Annotated in this window: 16 protein-coding genes; 8 read left to right on the forward strand and 8 right to left on the reverse strand. The window is 70.3% G+C overall.

The genetic code is table 11. The features are described 5' to 3' along the window. Positions 1-38: 38 nt before the first annotated feature. Positions 39-1,112 (reverse strand): YihY/virulence factor BrkB family protein, encoded by a 1,074-nt coding sequence (locus tag LZ199_RS37145; protein WP_253998533.1) that lies wholly within the window; start codon positions 1,110-1,112, stop codon positions 39-41. 210 nt (positions 1,113-1,322) lie between these two features. On the opposite strand from LZ199_RS37145, the gene LZ199_RS37150 reads away from it, so the two are divergent. The 3 genes from LZ199_RS37150 to LZ199_RS37160 are packed head-to-tail and all read left to right on the forward strand — an operon-like array spanning position 1,323 to position 5,773. Further along, on the forward strand, positions 1,323-2,882 hold the full coding sequence (locus LZ199_RS37150) for a PEGA domain-containing protein (protein ID WP_253998534.1): 1,560 nt from the start codon (positions 1,323-1,325) through the stop codon (positions 2,880-2,882). Continuing rightward, positions 2,872-3,867 (forward strand): tetratricopeptide repeat protein, encoded by a 996-nt coding sequence (locus tag LZ199_RS37155; protein WP_253998535.1) that lies wholly within the window; start codon positions 2,872-2,874, stop codon positions 3,865-3,867. Before LZ199_RS37150 ends, LZ199_RS37155 begins: the two co-directional genes overlap by 11 nt. A gap of 34 nt (positions 3,868-3,901) precedes the next feature. Beyond that, positions 3,902-5,773: a serine/threonine-protein kinase gene (locus LZ199_RS37160; protein WP_253998536.1), complete on the forward strand. Its 1,872-nt coding sequence runs from the start codon at positions 3,902-3,904 to the stop codon at positions 5,771-5,773. A gap of 95 nt (positions 5,774-5,868) precedes the next feature. Here the strand turns inward: LZ199_RS37160 and LZ199_RS37165 are convergent, their stop codons facing one another. Further along, a complete protein-coding gene (locus LZ199_RS37165; RefSeq protein ID WP_253998537.1) occupies positions 5,869-6,198 on the reverse strand; it encodes a hypothetical protein in 330 nt (109 codons plus the stop codon). 150 nt (positions 6,199-6,348) lie between these two features. Next, positions 6,349-7,374 (reverse strand): LLM class flavin-dependent oxidoreductase, encoded by a 1,026-nt coding sequence (locus LZ199_RS37170; RefSeq protein ID WP_253998538.1) that lies wholly within the window; start codon positions 7,372-7,374, stop codon positions 6,349-6,351. A gap of 198 nt (positions 7,375-7,572) precedes the next feature. Here LZ199_RS37170 and LZ199_RS37175 point away from each other — a divergent pair, with 198 nt between their 5' ends. Together LZ199_RS37175 and LZ199_RS37180 are read left to right on the forward strand one after the other, a co-directional pair. Continuing rightward, the gene (locus LZ199_RS37175) at positions 7,573-8,355 is read left to right on the forward strand and encodes an AAC(3) family N-acetyltransferase (protein ID WP_253998539.1); all 783 of its coding nucleotides are present in this window, start codon (positions 7,573-7,575) and stop codon (positions 8,353-8,355) included. A gap of 187 nt (positions 8,356-8,542) precedes the next feature. Beyond that, complete coding sequence (locus tag LZ199_RS37180) at positions 8,543-10,222, forward strand: hypothetical protein (protein WP_253998540.1); 1,680 nt, start codon at positions 8,543-8,545, stop codon at positions 10,220-10,222. A gap of 19 nt (positions 10,223-10,241) precedes the next feature. On the opposite strand, the gene LZ199_RS37185 is transcribed toward LZ199_RS37180, so the two are convergent. Further along, positions 10,242-10,571, reverse strand: coding sequence for an ArsR/SmtB family transcription factor (locus tag LZ199_RS37185; protein ID WP_253998541.1), 330 nt, complete (start codon positions 10,569-10,571; stop codon positions 10,242-10,244). Between the two features lie 52 nt (positions 10,572-10,623). Here LZ199_RS37185 and LZ199_RS37190 point away from each other — a divergent pair, with 52 nt between their 5' ends. Next, entirely contained in the window at positions 10,624-11,064 is a 441-nt protein-coding gene (locus tag LZ199_RS37190; RefSeq protein ID WP_253998542.1) for an SRPBCC domain-containing protein, read from the forward strand. Between the two features lie 28 nt (positions 11,065-11,092). Here the strand turns inward: LZ199_RS37190 and rfbC are convergent, their stop codons facing one another. From rfbC to rfbB, 4 genes are read right to left on the reverse strand one after another with little or no spacing between them, the layout of a single operon-like run. Continuing rightward, complete coding sequence (gene rfbC / locus LZ199_RS37195) at positions 11,093-11,638, reverse strand: dTDP-4-dehydrorhamnose 3,5-epimerase (RefSeq protein WP_253998543.1); 546 nt, start codon at positions 11,636-11,638, stop codon at positions 11,093-11,095. Continuing rightward, positions 11,635-12,516, reverse strand: a complete 882-nt coding sequence (rfbA, locus tag LZ199_RS37200; protein ID WP_253998544.1) for a glucose-1-phosphate thymidylyltransferase RfbA — start codon at positions 12,514-12,516, stop codon at positions 11,635-11,637. The genes rfbC and rfbA overlap by 4 nt, the downstream gene beginning before the upstream one ends. Before the next feature lie 15 nt (positions 12,517-12,531). Beyond that, positions 12,532-13,434 (reverse strand): SDR family oxidoreductase, encoded by a 903-nt coding sequence (locus tag LZ199_RS37205; RefSeq protein ID WP_253998545.1) that lies wholly within the window; start codon positions 13,432-13,434, stop codon positions 12,532-12,534. A gap of 1 nt (position 13,435) precedes the next feature. Beyond that, positions 13,436-14,461, reverse strand: coding sequence for a dTDP-glucose 4,6-dehydratase (gene rfbB, locus LZ199_RS37210; RefSeq protein WP_253998546.1), 1,026 nt, complete (start codon positions 14,459-14,461; stop codon positions 13,436-13,438). Between the two features lie 119 nt (positions 14,462-14,580). On the opposite strand from rfbB, the gene LZ199_RS37215 reads away from it, so the two are divergent. Further along, positions 14,581-16,224, forward strand: coding sequence for a glycosyltransferase (locus LZ199_RS37215; protein ID WP_253998547.1), 1,644 nt, complete (start codon positions 14,581-14,583; stop codon positions 16,222-16,224). Beyond that, positions 16,214-16,753, forward strand: a complete 540-nt coding sequence (locus tag LZ199_RS37220) for a hypothetical protein (protein ID WP_253998548.1) — start codon at positions 16,214-16,216, stop codon at positions 16,751-16,753. Before LZ199_RS37215 ends, LZ199_RS37220 begins: the two co-directional genes overlap by 11 nt. Positions 16,754-16,762 lie beyond the last annotated feature (9 nt).

The raw sequence follows: 16,762 nt of genomic DNA on the forward strand, positions 1-16,762 counted from the left end.
GATTCGGAAGCAACCTGACGGCGTCGAGCCGCGCGGCCTCAGCGATGGGTGCTCCGCCGCAGGAAGAAGACACCCAGGCCCAGGCCCGCGGCCCACTTCGCGGCGGCGGCCAGCGGCGTCTGCCGCAGCTTCGGGGGCGCGCCGGAGGTGAGGCTCGCGCCCGTCTCCGGGTCCACCGCGGGCCGGAAGCCCCGTGAACCAGGGATGTCCGCCCCGCCCTGCTCCAGCTCCGTCTTGGTGGCCAGCACCGCCTTGCCCTGCCCCGGCACGTGTTGTCCCGGCGCCTTTCCCTCGGGCGAGCGCTGCTCCAGGATGGAGTTGATCTCCGCGCCCAGCAGCACCACCTGCGAGGACAGCCACATCCACAAGAGGAGCACGATGACGCCGCCGATGGCGCCGTAGTTCACGTCGTACTTGCCGAAGTTGGCCACGTACTTGGAGAAGGCCCACGACGCCGCCACCCAGATGAGGACCCCCACCACGGAGCCCGGGGTGATGAAGCGGAACTTCTGCTTCGCGTTGGGCAGGACGTAATAGAGCACCGCCCACAGGAACATCATCAGCAGGCCCGCCACGGGCAGGCGCAGCCACAGCGCCACCGTGGACATGGGGCCCGGCAGCTTGGTGGCCAGCGCGGGCGTGGCCACGGCCGCCAGCGCCGCGAAGATGGCCACCACCGCGGCCACCAGTGTCGTCGCCACCGCGATGAGCCGAAGCTTCCAGACCGGGCGCGTTTCCTCGACGCCGTAGGCCGTGTTCAGCGCGGTCATCAACGCGACGATGCCCCCGGAGGCCGCCCAGATGGCGCCCACGCCACCTACCGTCAGGAGCCCCACCGGGTTGCTGTCCGCCAGCGCCTGGATGCGCTCCCCCAGGATGGTCGTCACCTCCTTGGGGGCCACCTTGCCCAGTTCCTGGATGAGCACCTGGGCCTGGTTCGGGTCGATGAGGACGCCCGCCAGCGACACGAGGAACAGGAGGAAGGGGAACAACGCCAGGATGGCGCGGAACGTCAAAGCCCCGGCGACGTCGCCGACATCATCGCGTTTCCACTCATCCTTCAGGAGCTTGAAGAACTCCCACCACCCCATGCCCTTGCCTGGCAAGACCATCTCGTCCCCTCGCACATGTATGCCCCAGGGAAGATGGCCATGCGGACCCTTGGTGGCGCCCCTGCCCGGACGGGCAGCCTCCCTGGCTGCTGCACCCTCAGGGAGCCGGCTTCCTGAAAAACATTTCATCCGCTAAAAAACACCCGGCGCCCGTTTCCCGCCCTATCCGGGCACACGGGACTCACCGCCTCAGCCCGCCCCGAGGACGCAATGTTCGTCGCCTCTCTCCTGAGTGTCAGCCTGGCGCTGGTCGCCAGCGCGACACCCGGCGCCGCCCCCGAAGCCCGCGCCGAGGCCCCGGCCCACACCCTCTGGCTCGTCCAGCCCATGTACCCAGGGCAGGACGCCCTGGTGAAGCGGACCGAGGACGGCATCGCCACCCTGCTGCCAGGGGACGTGAAGCCCCAGCAGGTGGTGGGCGTGGGCGCCCTGGCCGGACATCTCCAGGGCAAGGAGGGCGACCTGAGCTGCCTGGCGGGTGGCGCCCGGTGCCGGGAGCCCCTGGGGACCTATCTGGCGTCGCTGGGCCTGGAGCGCGTGGTGCTGGTGCGCGTGGGCCAGGACGACGCGGGCTACCGCTTCCGCGCCGTGAGCGTGCGTTCGGAGAGCGGCGCGCGCGCGGAGGCGGAGACGAGCAACCCCGCCTTCGAGAAGGCCCTGGCGGGCGTGCTGGTGAAGTTCCTGTCCCTCAACGCGCTGGTGGAGGCGGTGTCCGAGCCCGCCGGCGCCACGGTGTTCATCGACGGGGTGAAGATGGGCGTCACGCCCTACGCCACGGAGGTGCTGCCCGGCGAGCACACGTTCCGCTTCGAGTTGGCCTCGCACCTGCCGAAGGAGGAGACGCGCGTGGTGGGCTCGCGCGAGCAGGTGAAGCTGCGGCCGGCCCTGGAGAAGGTGCCCGCGCGCCTGGTGGTGAAGGCTCTGCCGGAGGGCACCGAGATTTCCGTGGACGGCAAGGTGGTGGGCAAGGACGCGGTGGACCAGGGCATCCAGCCCGGCTCGCGCACCCTGCGTCTGGCGCGTGAAGGCTATGAGCCGCACGAGGTCCAGGCGGACATCGCCCCGGGCGCGACGTACACGCTGGAGCAGGAGCTGAAGCCCACGTCGATGCAGGCCTTCAAGCTGGCCATGAAGCGGCGGCAGGAGGCCACCATGGCGCGGCAGAGCTACCTGGAGGCGGCCTACGAGTTCACCAGCCTCACGTCCGACACGCTCACCGCGCAGCCGGTGAAGACGGAGGGCGGGCTGAGCGACGTGCGTGGCAACGGCGTGCGCGCGCCGGGCTCGCGCAAGCTACGGGGGCTGGGGCTGGAGTACGGCCGGTATGGCCAGTACTTCGGCGTCATGCTGGTGGGCGCCACCTGGTACTCCACCGGCGACGTGTGGACCATGGGCGTCAACGTGCCGCAGGACGTGCAGAACCCGAACGTGGCCGGGCTCACGCAGGTCAGCGCCAAGGTCCAGATGCTGTCGCTGCGCGCGCTGCAGCCGCAGCTTCGCTACGTGCTGGGGCCGGTGTCCTTCGCGATTCAAGCGGGGCTCGACGTGAGAGGCGCGCTGGCGAAGGAGGAGGACGACGGCTCCGGCAACTCGCCCCGCTTCGAGGACGGCCTCTATGCGCTGGACCTGCACGCGTCCGGACAGGCCTCCGCGCGCATCTTCGTCTACGAGGGGCTGTACGCCTCCGTCGCGTACCAGCGGGGCTTCTCGCTGCTGAGCAAGATCGCCGGGACGAGCAACTTCCGTGGAGGGGTGGGTTATGCGTTCTGAGTCGCGCCGACTGCTGCTGACGTGTGCGCTGCTGGTGTGTGGCGCGGCCGGGGCGGAGCCGCTCGTGGGGCCCTCCGTGGGCAACGCCGACGCGCTCGTCGCCGAGGGCACGAAGCTCTACAACAAGCGCAAGTACGCGGACGCCTCGCGCGTGTTCCTCCAGGCCACGCGGGCGAACGCGGCGCTGCTGCCGGCCTACCTGGGCCTGGGGCGCGCGCGCATGGGCGCCAAGGAGACGGCGGGCGCGTGCGCCGCGTATCGCGCCTGGCTGAAGAGCGCGCCGGACATCCAGGAGCGCCCCAAGGCGAAGGGCGAGCTGGACCTGTGCGAGCGTCAGCTCAAGGCCCTGCGCAAGAAGAAGAAGAACCAGGTGCCCGCTGACCTGACGGCGCGGCACGTGGAGCTGAAGTCCGACTTCTTCGAGGCGCTGGAGGCCGGCACGCTCCTGGGCTCGGGAAGCGCGGGCGAGAAGCTGCGCACCCTGGTGACGGAGGGCTACCTGGGCACGGACCTGGCGGAGATGGGCACGCGATTGAGCACCGCGAGCCGCGCCGCCGCCGAGGACGTGCACCAGCGCGCGCTGAAGGGCGAGGCGCTGGAGACGGAGCGGCTGCGCGCCGGACACGAGCTGTTGGGCCTGGCGAAGGACACCGGAGAGGCCGCGCCCCAGGCCCCCGCGCAGGGCCTGTTCCTGGACGGGCTGGCCGCGCTGCAGGGCGGAGACTCCAAGGGCGCGGAGGGGCTGTTCGCCAAGGCGGCCACGGCGGCGCCCGGAGTGACGGAGTACCGGGTGTGGCGCGCGGCGGCGCTCCAGCGGGCCGGTGACTTGCGCGGTGCCCTGTCGGTGATGGAGGCGGAGCTGCCGGAGGACCCGCGCACGGACCTGCTGCGCGCGGCGGTGGCGCAGCGCACGTCGAAGGAGGACGGCGCGCGCGAGCTGGAGCGCCTGCTCTTCCAGCGCTACGCCGCACCCCCGTCACGCTGACGTCGCCCCCACCTCACGGTCAGGAAGGACTTGGATGGCCCTCTTCATCTGTCAGCGGTGCGAGGCGGAGCACGACACCTGGGGCGGCGCGTGCCCGAGCTGTGGAAGCACCGAGCAGCTGAAGGTCGCCCCGCAGGTGGACCGGATGCTGGGCCGCACGGTGGCGGGCCGCTACCGCGTCATCAAGCGCCTGGGCCAGGGCGGCATGGGCTCCGTGTACCTGGCGGAGCAGGTGGGCATTGGCCAGCAGGTCGCGATGAAGTTCCTCAACAGCGGCCTGTCGTTGGACCCCGACGTCGCGCGGCGCTTCCTCAACGAGGCGAAGAGCTACGCGCGCGTGGGCCACCCCAACGCGGTGACGCTGCACGACTTCGGACAGGACGAGGAGGGCAGCCTCTACATCTCCATGGAGTACGTGGAGGGCGATGACCTCAAGCGCCTGCTGACGAACGTGGGCCGGCTGACCCTGCATGAGGCTGGGGACATCATCCTCCAGGTCGCGGACGTGCTGGCGTACGCGCACGCGCGCGGCGTGGTGCACCGGGACTTGAAGCCGGAGAACGTCATGGTCCGGCAGGGCATGCGCGGCTGGCACGTGAAGGTGCTGGACTTCGGCATCGCCCGCATCGCCGACGGAGCCACACGGCTGACGGCGCAGGGCGCGGTGGCCGGCACGCCCCGGTACATGTCCCCCGAGCAGGCCATGGGCCAGGACGTGGACGCGCGCGCGGACATCTACGCGGTGGGCGTGGTGCTCTTCGAGCTGCTCACCGGCGTGCAGCCGTTCGACGGGACGAGCGTCGCGGACATCATGCAGAAGCAGGTGCACCAGCCCGTCCCCCGGCTGGTGGACGTGGTGGCGGACCTGGACATGCCCGCGCTCGACGCGGTCATCCAGAAGGCCACCGCGAAGAAGCGCGTCGAGCGCTATACGACGATGGAGGCGTTCGCCGCGGACCTGAGCAACGCGCTGCCCACCATGTCCGGCCGGCCCGCCATCAGCGGCGTCAGCCCCGTGGTGAAGCCGGGTGCGCCGGAGACGACCTCGCCGGGCACCATGCTCTACGGCGACGGCACCGAGGCCACGATGCTGCGCGGCGCCGCGGTGCCCACGCCGCCCATCGACCCGGGCTTCTACAACACCGGCCGCGTGGCCCCCATCCCCCTGACGCAGCCCGCGCCGGGCATGCCCGAGCTTCCTCAGCGCCCCGCCGCGAGGGACGGCTTCGACAAGACGGCGCACGCGGCCTCGCCCTATGCACCGCCCCCGAGCGGGCGCTCCGGCTGGGTGCTGGCCCTGAGCGTCGCGGGCGCGCTGCTCGCCGGCGGGTTCGGCGTGATTGCCCTGCGCGGTCCTCCTCCGGGTGACGGCCACGGACCTCCGGGCGCCTACGGCGCGGGGGACATGGGGCATCCGCCTCCGCATCCTCCGCCGCATGGCCCGCCGCCGCGCCCCCCTCCCCCGCGTGGCCCTCCGCCGCTCGAAGAGGCCCCTCCTCCGCCCCCGGAGCAGACCGCCGGGGAGAACGCGCCGGCGCCCACCGAGGGCACGGCCGCGGCAGCGGAGGACGCGGCGCTGGAGCGGAGGAAGGAGCGCGCCCAGGACCGGCTCATCGATATCGGCGACGACTTCAGCAACGGCGAGCTGGCCAAGGCCGCGGAGAAGTACGAGCTGGCCAGGAGCATGGGCCTGGACTCCCTGGAGCCGAAGCTCGCGGAGCTGGGCGCGAAAATCGAGGACGTGACGAAGCGACTGGCGCGCGCTCGGGCCCGCGAGGACGAGGGCAACTGCGAGGAGGCCATCAAGCTCTACCGCGCGGTGACGAAGGACTTCCCCCGCTTCGCCGACGCACAGCGTGGCATCACCCGGTGCCGCCAGATGCTCCCGCCGGACGTGTCCGAATAGCAGGAGCCGCGTCCGCTCACGGTGGCGTGGCTCCAGGAGAGCCACGAACCGGAGCGGACCGGAGGCGCACGCGACGTCAGCGCGCGGTGCAACGACTACTCGAGGCTGCAGCCCGGGATGCAGTGACGCACGTTGATGAGCGTCTTCGTCCCGGAGATGTTCGACTGACAGGCCGCGTACTGCGTCGCCGGCTGGCCCTGAACACGCGTCGAGCCGCACTTCAGGACACAGGCCTGCACGTTCTCCACCCAATAGATGAGCGTGTCGCCGCTCCTGCAGGACGGCGGGTAACCGATGCCCTGCTCCACGCTGCTCACCGGGGCCTCCGTCTCGGGGGCGTCCGCGGTGGGCTCGCCTCCTCCGCAGGCCAGGAGGGACAAGGAGAAGCAGGCGGTCAGCGCGGCGAGGATGCGGGAAGCCTTCATTGGAAACTCCAGAGCCAGGGGGAACTCCCGCATCATGCCCAAGGCCCGATTTCCGATGAAGCTCCGCCCGCCTCCGTAATCTGCTGTCACATGGCTCGGCCGTCTCAATCCGGACGCGCCCGGGAGCCACCTCCCGAGCGCCGGGCCCCCTTACCCGCCGATGGACGTGGTGGGCTTCGCGTCGCCCGACAGCCTGGCGTGCACCTGCGAGAGCAGCTCGTACGAGCGCAGTCGCGCCGCGTGGTCGAAAATCTGCGCGGTGACCATCAACTCATCCGGCTGCGTCTCGGCGATGAAGGAGCGCAGTCCCTCGCCCACCTGGTCCGGGTCTCCGACGATGGAGCAGGCCAGCATGGACTCCACCTCCGCCAGCTCGTACTCGGTGATGCGTCCGTCCATCGTCTCAACGGGAGGGGGAAGCTGGCCCGGCCGACCGCGCCGCAGGTTGACGAAGGCCTGCAGCAGCGACGTGAAGAGGCGCTGGGCCTGGGCCTCGGTGTCAGCGGCGAAGACGTTGATGCCCAGCATGGCGTAGGGCTTCTGGAGCACCTCGGACGGACGGAACTGGCTGCGATACAGCCGCAGGGCCGTCATCATCTGCTGCGGCGCGAAGTGCGAGGCGAACGCGAAGGGCAGGCCCATGGCGGCGGCGAGCTGCGCGCTGAAGAGGCTGGAGCCCAGGAGCCACAGCGGCACCTTCAGGCCCATGCCCGGCACCGCGCGCACGGCCTGGTGGGGCTCCGGCTCCTGGAAGTAGGCCTGCAGCTCGGCGACGTCCTGGGGGAACGCGTCGGAGGAGTCCACGCGGCTGCGCCGCAGGGCGGCGGCGGTGCGCTGGTCCGTGCCGGGCGCGCGGCCCAGGCCCAGGTCGATGCGGCCGGGGTACAGCGTCTCCAGCGTGCCGAACTGCTCGGCGATGACGAGCGGCGAGTGGTTGGGGAGCATGATGCCGCCAGCCCCCACGCGGATGGTGGAGGTGCCCTGCGCGACATGGCCGATGACGACGGCGGTGGCCGCGCTGGCGATGCCCGTCATGTTGTGGTGCTCGGCGAGCCAGAAGCGCCGGTAGCCCCAGCGCTCCGCGTGACGAGCCAGGTCCAGCGTGCTTCGCAAGGCGTCGCCGGCATCACTGCCCTGGCGGATGGGGGAGAGGTCGAGAACGGAGAAGGGAATCATCGAGGGACCCCAGGGCATGCACGCGGAACGGAGGACGGGCCCGCCCCGTCCCGGGCGGCACCACCCCCGGCGTCCCAGCGTTAACCGGGGGCGCCTGGGAGCGCACGGGAAACGCGGGAGGGCTCGGACGCTCCCTCGTGAGATGGGCGCGCTCGGGCAGCGGCCCGGCGCCCGGCACGGTAGAATCGCCCGGTGTCCATGCGCGAGTTCAGTCAGCGGGAAGTGGTGGAGCAGCTCCAGGCCCTGGGCGTCCGCGAGGGAGGCGTGCTCCTGGTCCACACGTCCTTCAAGGCGGTGCGGCCCGTCGAGGGAGGCCCGCTCGGGCTGATTGGCGCCTTGCGCGCGGCCCTGGGTCCGGGAGGCACGCTGGTCATGCCCACGATGACCGACGGGGAGACGGTGTTCGACCCGGTGTCCACGCCGACCACGGACATGGGCATCACCGCGGAGCTGTTCTGGCGACAGCCCGGAGTCACCCGCAGCACGCACCCGGGAGGCTCCTTCGCCGCCGAGGGCCCCCGCGCGGCGGACATCTGCCGACCGCAGCCCCTCGCCCCGCCGCACGGCCCCGACAGTCCGGTGGGCCGGGTGCATGAGCTGGGCGGCCAGGTGCTCCTGCTCGGCGTGACGCACTCGGAGAACACGACGCTGCACCTCGCGGAGGCGCTGGCGAACGTCCCCTACTCCATCTCCCATCCGTGTGTCGTCGAGGTCGACGGCGTGGTGAGCACGGTGATGATTCCGGAGACGGACCACTGCTGCCAGGGCTTCCGAATCGCCGACGACTGGCTCCGGGCCAAAGGCCTCCAGCACGAGGGCCCGGTGGGCCATGCACACGCGCGCCTGTTCGACTCCCGCGCGCTCGTGCCCCTCGCGGTGGACCGGCTCGCCGTGGCGCCCCTCACGTTCCTCTGTCCTCTGGACAACGGCTGCGAGGAGTGCGACGCGGCGCGAGCGAGCGTCCCCGGCGTCGCGACCTGACCGCGCGGCGAAAGCGTCGGCTGGCGGAAGGCGCCTGGCACTCCAGGGCCGAACTGCGCACCGGAGATCAACCCGGGTGTCGCGGGAACGACGGGCGTTCGAGCGCGCGCGAAATGCCCGTGCCTTGTGTGCGCGCAGTGCCTCATTAGCAGCGCGCTTTGAAGCGCGTCAGCAATTGGGGGACGGGATGAACAAGACTCACGGGCATGTCGGCTGGGTATTCCTGGCCGCGGCGCTGGCCACCTCGCAGGGGGCCTGCTCGAAAAGCAAGGACAGTGGCGACTCCGTCAATCAGAACCAGACGAAGGAGGGCCCCGAGGACCAGGGGCCGGAGCTGCCGCGTCTGACGGGAGGAGACGCGACGCGAGGTCAGCAGGTGTTCCGCTTCGAGACCTTCGGCAACGAGGGCTTCTGGACGGACGCGGTGCGCCTGCCGGCGGGCGTCGTCGCCGCGAAGCTCACGCCCGTGCAGGCGCTGCAAGCGGGCCTGAGCGTCAACGTGGAGGCACTGGACGACGCCACGAAGACAGCGGTGGCGAACGAGCTGGCCAGTCAGGGCACCAGCGGGCCGCTGCTCAATGACCCGGCCACCACGTTGGCGCTGCTCAACGCCAACGCGGTGATTGGCGTCGTGGTCAAGGACACCAACGGCGATGGCAGGCTGGACGTCGCCAGCGGCGACAAGGTCGGCGTGAGCTGCGCGCTGTGCCACGCCATCACCGACGGCTCGGTGGTGAAGTCTCCGAACAACCTGGGGGGCGGCTCCATCGGCAAGCAGATCGACGGCCCCACGCCGCACAACCTCAACGTGGGTGGCATCTTCGCGCTCGCCGCCAACACGCGCGCGCTCTACCCGCTGCTCCAGGTGAAGCTCGCCGCCAACGGGAACAAGTCCATTGGCAGGGCGCCGTCGGACCAGGGGCTCACCGAGACGTCCACCGAGGCGCAGGTCGATGCGCTCGTGAGCAACCCGGCCTTCTATCCGCTGGGCACCTTCGACGACGCGCCGGACGGCACGGGCGCGCAGCAGCACATCGCGCCCTTCTTCCGGACGGACCTGGCGGCGCCGTGGGGGACTCCTGGCGACATCGCCCGGCTCGAGAACTTCAACAACCTCGTCTACACCGTGCTGTTGGACCCGACGAGCCTGGTGACGCCGGACGGCCGCGCGTTCCTCCAGGCCCTGGGCGGAGTGGCCGCGGGCAACGAGCTGGCGGACGACTACCTCACCATCCTCAAGGACACCCAGGTCCAGGGAAAGGGCGGCGTGGTGGGCGAGGGCTTCCCCTACATCACCGCGACGCTGCTCTCCGACAAGGCGGGGACGGAAGAGGCCCCAGTGGGCCTGCGGGTGAACGAGGACGCGCTGCGTGACTTGAACGCGTACACGGACGGCCTCGCGGCGCCGGCACCGGGGGCCTTCGACGCCACCCTGGCCGCGCGCGGCAAGGAGCAGTTCTCCGCGCGGTGCACCCGCTGCCACAACGTGGACCAGAGCAAGCGCGTCCCGTCCTTCATCGTGCCGATGAAGGCCCTCTTCCCGGGCTACAACCCCACGGTGCTCGCCGAGCGTCCCGCCGAGGCCGGGGTGCGCCCCATCGCCTTCGCGCCCATCCAGGATGACCCGGCCACCATCTTCGACGACAAGACCGTCGTCGTGGAGGCCAGCCGCCGGGGCGAGCCACGTGGCTCCGCGATGCCGCTGCTGTTCGACCTGGGGAGGAAGGACCGCTTCCTCCATGACAGCTCCGTGGTGGGGCTGACGTCGCTGCTGGACCCGCTGCGCGGCGACAAGGCGCCCCACCCCATCTACGTGCCGGATGCGTCGCAGCGCACGGAGCTGGTGGAGTTCCTGAAGAGCCTGTAGCCGACCTGACGAGGAGGACTCAGTCCTCCTCCAGGTCCTTCTTCAACCGGGTCAACAGAGTCACCGCCTCGGCGGCATAGGGGGAGATCCACCGGTCGTGGATCTCCTTGAAGGGCGCGGCGTTGAGGTAGTTCCACCGCTTGCGCCCCTCTCGCACGGCAATCACCAGGCCCGCGCGCTCCAGCACCCCCAGGTGCTGCATCACCGTGCACCGGTCCAACGACGCCGCGAAGTGCTCGCAGAGGTCGCCCGTCGTCCGCGGCGCGGCCTTCAGCAAGTCCAGCATCGCCCGCCTCCGCGCGTCCGCCAGCGCCTTGAAGATCTGGTCGTCCTGGGCCTCCCGTGACATGTTATAGAACTATAACATGTCGTTCGCTGAAACCCCAGCGGGAGGAAGCTCCATGGAGCCGAAGTTCCAGGTGCAGTTGAAGATCCAGAAGCCGGTGGCCGAGGTCTTCGACGCGGTCATCAACCCCAAGAAGCTGAGCGGGTACTTCGTGCAGGCCGCCAGCGCGCCCATGGTGGAGGGCACGACGGTGAAGTGGCGGTTCGCGGAGGTGCCCGGCGAGCACGACGTCGTCATCCGCACCGTGGCGAAGGACGAGCGCATCGTCTTCGAATGGGAGGCCGCGGGCGGTGGCTACAACACGCGGGTGGAGATGCTCTTCAAGCCCATCGACGAGCGCAACACGCTGGTCCAGATTCGCGAGTCCGGTTGGAAGACGGACGAGAAGGGCATCGAGGCGTCCTACGACAACTGTGGCGGCTGGATGCACATGATGCTGTGTCTCAAGGCGTACCTCGAGTTCGGCATCAACCTGCGCGCGGGTGGCGCCTTCTGAAGCGCCCCTCCGCGGCCCTCGACGTGGACTACAGCGAGGGCAGCACCGGCGCGTCCTTGAGGCGGGGCGCGCGCAGGTCCTTGGGGGACAGCAGCGGCTCGGACACCGGCCAGGGGATGGCGAGGTCCGGGTCATTCCACGCGATGCAGCGCTCCGTCTCCGGCGCATACAGCGTCGTGCACTTGTAGTGGAAGTCGGCGGTGTCGCTCGTCACGCAGAAGCCATGGGCGAAGCCGGGCGGAATCCAGAGCTGTCGGCGGTTCTCCGCGGACAGCTCCACCGCCACCCACTGGCCGAAGGTCGTCGAGCCACGCCGGACGTCGAGCGCGACGTCGTACACGCTTCCCGCGAACACCTGCACCAGCTTCCCCTGCCCTTGCGGCTCCTGGAAGTGCAGCCCGCGCAGCGTCCCCCGCGCCGAGCGCGAGTAGTTGTCCTGCACGAAGGGCCCGGGGATGCCCGCGTCCGCGTAGCGCTTCGCGTGGAACAGCTCCATGAAGAAGCCCCGGTCGTCACCGAAGACCTTCGGCTCCACCAGCAACAGGTCCGGAATCTCCAGCGGCGTCACCTTCATGACACCGCGCCCCGGTTCTCCGCGACGGCCAGGAGGTACTGCCCGTACTCGTTCTTCCGCATCGGCTCCGCCAGCGTCACCAGTTGCTTCGCGTCGATGTAGCCCATCCGGTACGCAATCTCCTCCGGGCACGACACCTTGAGGCCCTGGCGCCGCTCGATGATTTCGATGAAGTTGGACGCCTCCATCAGCGAGCTGTGCGTCCCCGTGTCCAGCCACGCGTACCCGCGTCCCATCAGCTCCACGTCCAGTTGTCCGCGCCGCAGGTACTCGGCATTCACGTCGGTGATCTCCAGCTCGCCCCGCTTGCTCGGCTTGAGCGCGGCGGCGATGTCGAGCACCTGGTTGTCATAGAAGTACAGCCCGGTGACGGCGTAGTTCGACTTCGGCTTGAGCGGCTTCTCTTCCAGGCTCACCGCGCGGTTGCTCGCGTCCAGCTCCACCACGCCGTAGCGCTCCGGGTCCTTCACGTAGTACCCGAACACCGTGGCCCCCGCCGTGCGCTTCGCGGCCTCGCGAACCAGGCTGCTGAGGCCGTGCCCGTAGAAGATGTTGTCGCCCAGGATGAGCGACACGGGGTCCTTGCCGACGAAGTCGCGGCCGATGACGAACGCCTGCGCCAGGCCCTCTGGACGAGGCTGCTCGGCGTACTCGAAGCGCATGCCCCACTGCGCGCCGTCGTCCAGCAGCTCCCGGAAGCGCGGCAGGTCCTGCGGCGTGGAGATGATGAGCACGTCGCGGATGCCCGCCAGCATCAGCGTGCTGAGCGGGTAGTAGATCATCGGCTTGTCGTGCACCGGCAGCAGCTGCTTGCTGACCACCCGGGTCAGTGGGTACAGCCGCGTGCCCGAGCCGCCTGCGAGGATGATGCCCTTCATGGTTACCTCTCGACGTCAGTGCCCGCGCGCGGCCTTCCACGTCGCGTGGAAGCGCGCCAGCGACTCGGCCAGTTCCAGGGGTTTCGCCGCCAGCTCCGCGCGGACCTTGTCCGTCTTGAGCCCGCCCTTCAGCGGCCGGGGACTGGGCAGCTTCAGCTCCGCCATGCGCGTGGGGACGATGAGCTTCGCGTCGAACCCGAACACCTCGCACAGCGCCCGCCCGTAGGCCACGCGGTCGACGACGGTGCCGCCACACGTATTCCACACGCCCCCGAGCTTGCGCTCCCCCAGCTCCACCAGCATCGCCGCCACGTTGTCCGCGAGGCTGGGCGAGACAATCTGGTCCTCGAACAGCTTCGCGGGCTGTCCCTTCTCCAGATTCGTCACCAGCCACGCGCCGAAGTTGAGCCGCCCCTCCACCGGAGGCCAGCCGTACACCACCGCCGTCCGGGCGATGGCGCAGCCGGGCGCGAGCACCCGCGCCGCCTGCTCCCCCATGTGCTTCGTCACCGCGTAGACGCCGCGCGGGTTGGGCGTGGCGGCTTCGTCGTAGGGGCCCGCGTCGCCATCGAAGACGTAGTCCGTGGACACGTGCACCAGGTGCGCGCCGGCCTTGCGGGCTCCGCGAGCCACCGCCGCCGTCGCGTTCACATTGCCGGCGTAGGCCGCCTCCGGGTCCTTCTCGCAGGCGTCCACCTCCGTCATGGAGGCGCAGTGGATGACGACCTCGGGAGCAGCGGTCTCCAGCGCGGTGGTGACGTCCGCCTCGCGCGTCAGGTCCACGGATACGTAGCCGTACTCGCCGCCCGTGCGACGGGGCCCTCGGCCCAGCCCCACCACCGTGTGTCCCTGCTTCTCCAGCAGCACGCAGACGCGGCTGCCCACCAGACCGTTGGAGCCCGTGACGAGCACGCGCATGTCACGCCCTCCCCTGGAGACGACCCCGGTACTGCGTCTCGAAGTACTGCCGATACTCGCCGCTCATCACCCGCTGCCACCACGCGGGGTGGTCCACGTACCAGCGCACCGTCTCCGCCAGCCCCTGCTCGAACGTATGCGCGGGCGTCCAGCCCAGCTCCGCGCGAATCTTCGACGGGTCGATGGCGTAGCGCCGGTCATGTCCCGGCCGGTCCTTCACGTACTGGATGAGCGACTCCGGCTTGCCCACCAGCCCGAGGATGGCCTTCACGATGTCGATGTTGCGCCGCTCCGCCCCGCCGCCGATGTTGTAGACCTCTCCCGCGCGGCCCTGCTCCAGCGCGCGCAACAGCGCCTGACAGTGGTCCTCCACGTGGAGCCAGTCGCGCACGTTCGCGCCATCGCCGTACACCGGCAGCGGCTTGTCGTGCAGCGCGTTGACCACCATGAGCGGAATCAACTTCTCCGGGAACTGGTAGCGCCCGTAGTTGTTCGAGCACCGCGTCACCACGACGTCCATGCCGAACGTGTGGTGGTACGCGAGCGCCACCAGGTCAGAGCTCGTCTTGCTGGCGGAGTACGGGCTGGAGGGCTGCAGCGGCGAGGCCTCGGTGAAGGCGCCCGTGGGGCCGAGCGAGCCGTAGACCTCGTCCGTGGAGACCATGACGAAGCGCTTCACGCCTCGCGCGCGGCAGGCCTCCAAGAGTCGCTGGGTGCCCAGCACGTTGGTGGTGATGAACACCTCCGGCCCCAGAATCGAGCGGTCCACGTGGCTCTCGGCGGCCAGGTGCAGCACGGCGTCGATGGCGTGCGTGGACAGCAGCTGCTCCACCAGCGCGCGGTCGCTGATGTCGCCTCGGACGAAGACGTGGCGGGGGTCGCCCTCGAGGTCCGACAGATTCTCCAGGTTGCCCGCGTAGGTGAGCAGGTCCAGGTTGACCACTGTCCACTCGGGTCGCTCGCGCCGCAGGTACCTCACGAGGTTGGAGCCGATGAAGCCACACCCTCCTGTCACCAATACGTTCATGTGCCGCGGGCCTCGAGTGCTCAGAGAGGGTGCCTGCGTATCGGAGGGGTCGTCGACGGTCAAGGCGCCAGGGGGCTCGGGCTTGTGTGCTCCCCCTCGCGGGGCTAAGGGAGCCGGGCGTGAGCGCATCCAGACACAGCCCCCTGGCGTCGGGTCCCCAGGCCGTCCATCAGCTCCTCCCACGGCTCGCCTGGGGAGACGCGGTGGGCAACCAGGTGCGTTACCTCCAGGGCCTCTTGCGGAGCTGGGGCTTCGCCTCGGAAATCTATGCCGAGGACTGGGATGACGTGTGCAAGGACCAGGTCCGGCACGTCCGCGAGCATGCGAAGCACGCCCGCCCGGACTCCGTGCTGCTGGTGCATCACAGCTTCCAGTCCCGGCTGGTGCCGCTCATCGCCCGGGCGCCTGGTCGCAAGGTGCTCGTGTACCACAACGTGACGCCTGCCCGGCTGTTCGAGGGGTTCGAGCGCAAGGTGGCCGCCGCGTGCGACGCGGCCCGGGACGAGCTGCTCGAGCTGAGGCCCCACGTCGAGCGGGCGTTCGCCTACTCGCGCTTCAGCGCGGAGGAGCTGGTGGCCGCGGGCTACGCGTCGGTGTCGACGCTGCCGTTCGCCATCGACTGGAGCGCCTTCGACACGGCGCCGGACCCCGGGTTGCTCGCGGAGCTGAGCGACGGCTGCGCCAACGTCCTCTTCGTGGGGCGGGCCGTGCCCAGCAAGAAGGTGGACGACGTGCTGCGCGTCTTCACCGCGTACCAGCGGCTGTACCAGCCTCGCAGCCGGCTCGTCGTCGCCGGGTATCTGCATCGGGATGGGGCGTATGGCGCGTACCTGCACGGACTCAAGGAGGTGCTCGGCGCGGAGCGCGTCCTGTTCCTGGGCCGGGTGAGCGCGGCGCAGCTCTCCGCGTGCTTCGCCACCGCGTCCGCGTATCTCTCCATGAGCCGGCACGAAGGGTTTGGCGTGCCCTTGTTGGAGGCGATGTACCGGAGCGTGCCCGTCGTCGCCTACGGCGCGGCGGCCGTGCCAGAGACGATGGGTGGCGCGGGGCTCGCGACGCTGTCGGATGACCCGGCGGAGGTCGCGGAGCTGCTCGCGGTGCTGGACCGGAGTCCGCGGCTGCGAGCGCAGGTGCTCGAGGCCCAGCGGGCACGGCTCCAGGTCCTCTCGCAAGCGCGCGTGGCCGAGCAGGTGCGCGAGGCGTTCGACGCCATGCTGACCGCACCTTCGACGCAGGCGCCCTCTTCCGTGGCTTCGCGCGGGCACGTCACGGTGGAGCTGGTGTGCCCGGGCTACACCGTGCGCCCCGAGGACGCGGCGTCACGGCTGGCGCGTGAGCTGGCGAAGCAGCTGCCCGGTGCACGGGTCCTCGCGCTCCGACCTCGGGGTGCCGAGGCTTCGCTGGAGGTCGGCCCCGAGCAGGTGGAGGGCGTGTCCGTGTGGCACTTCACGCCGGACCAACCCGTGGGTCGAGGGCCGGGAGCGCTGCCGGGTTCTTCGTCGCTGGAGACCGCGACGCGTGTATCGCCAGAGCCGGTCATCTTGCTGGGGGTGGATTCGCTCTCGGCGCAGGCGCTCATGCCGCACGTGGGCGCGAGGGCCTTGGGGACGTATACGGCCGAGCATCCGCCGACGGTGCTGGAGCCCGCGCGCCGACACCTGGGTGACAGGCTGGTGATGCTGGAGCCGTCACGCCCCGAGGAGGCCCTCATGACGTTGTTGGAAGGACTCTCTTTCGTTCGAGGTGACGCACGTGCGCGCTGAGGACCTGTTGACCCGTGCTCCCTCGCCCGAGGCCGTGGCGAAGGAGACCCAGAAGCTGCCCGAGCCCACCGCTGAAGCGCGCGAAGCCCTGCGCCAGACGCTGGAGGCGTCCGCGCGGCCCGCCACTCCGACGCCGTGGCCCGCGCTGCTCCAGGAGGCACGCGGGAAGATGGACAGCCGCTACGCCGGGCCGGTGACGTCACACCGCGGCGGCTTGTCGGGCCTGGCGCTCGTGCTCGCGAAGCGGGCCTTCCGTCTCGCCTTCCAGCCGTTCATCAACGAGACGCTCCGCAAGCAGGTGGAGTTCAACGAGTCCATCCTCGATGCGCTCGCCACCATCCATGACGTCCAGCGTGAGCACGCGCGCACCCAGGCCACCTGGCGACAGGACGTGGAGCGCAGGCTGGCTCGCATGGAGGACGCGGCGCGGGGCCTCGCCACCCACGAGGCCGCTGGCCGCGACGAGGCTCCCGAGCGTCCCCCTCGGCCATCGGGTAGCCCCTCTCGTCGCCGCTCCGGTCGGCGATAGCCATTCCTT

The sequence above is a fragment of the Myxococcus qinghaiensis genome, assembly GCF_024198215.1.
Classification (GTDB): domain Bacteria; phylum Myxococcota; class Myxococcia; order Myxococcales; family Myxococcaceae; genus Myxococcus; species Myxococcus qinghaiensis.

Coding starts and splice junctions, on each gene's coding strand:
- LZ199_RS37145 (WP_253998533.1), bottom strand. CDS start 1,112: ATGGTCTTGCCAGGCAAGGGCATGGGGTGGTGGGAGTTCTTCAAGCTC.
- LZ199_RS37150 (WP_253998534.1), top strand. CDS start 1,323: ATGTTCGTCGCCTCTCTCCTGAGTGTCAGCCTGGCGCTGGTCGCCAGC.
- LZ199_RS37155 (WP_253998535.1), top strand. CDS start 2,872: ATGCGTTCTGAGTCGCGCCGACTGCTGCTGACGTGTGCGCTGCTGGTG.
- LZ199_RS37160 (WP_253998536.1), top strand. CDS start 3,902: ATGGCCCTCTTCATCTGTCAGCGGTGCGAGGCGGAGCACGACACCTGG.
- LZ199_RS37165 (WP_253998537.1), bottom strand. CDS start 6,198: ATGAAGGCTTCCCGCATCCTCGCCGCGCTGACCGCCTGCTTCTCCTTG.
- LZ199_RS37170 (WP_253998538.1), bottom strand. CDS start 7,374: ATGATTCCCTTCTCCGTTCTCGACCTCTCCCCCATCCGCCAGGGCAGT.
- LZ199_RS37175 (WP_253998539.1), top strand. CDS start 7,573: ATGCGCGAGTTCAGTCAGCGGGAAGTGGTGGAGCAGCTCCAGGCCCTG.
- LZ199_RS37180 (WP_253998540.1), top strand. CDS start 8,543: ATGAACAAGACTCACGGGCATGTCGGCTGGGTATTCCTGGCCGCGGCG.
- LZ199_RS37185 (WP_253998541.1), bottom strand. CDS start 10,571: ATGTCACGGGAGGCCCAGGACGACCAGATCTTCAAGGCGCTGGCGGAC.
- LZ199_RS37190 (WP_253998542.1), top strand. CDS start 10,624: ATGGAGCCGAAGTTCCAGGTGCAGTTGAAGATCCAGAAGCCGGTGGCC.
- rfbC (WP_253998543.1), bottom strand. CDS start 11,638: ATGAAGGTGACGCCGCTGGAGATTCCGGACCTGTTGCTGGTGGAGCCG.
- rfbA (WP_253998544.1), bottom strand. CDS start 12,516: ATGAAGGGCATCATCCTCGCAGGCGGCTCGGGCACGCGGCTGTACCCA.
- LZ199_RS37205 (WP_253998545.1), bottom strand. CDS start 13,434: ATGCGCGTGCTCGTCACGGGCTCCAACGGTCTGGTGGGCAGCCGCGTC.
- rfbB (WP_253998546.1), bottom strand. CDS start 14,461: ATGAACGTATTGGTGACAGGAGGGTGTGGCTTCATCGGCTCCAACCTC.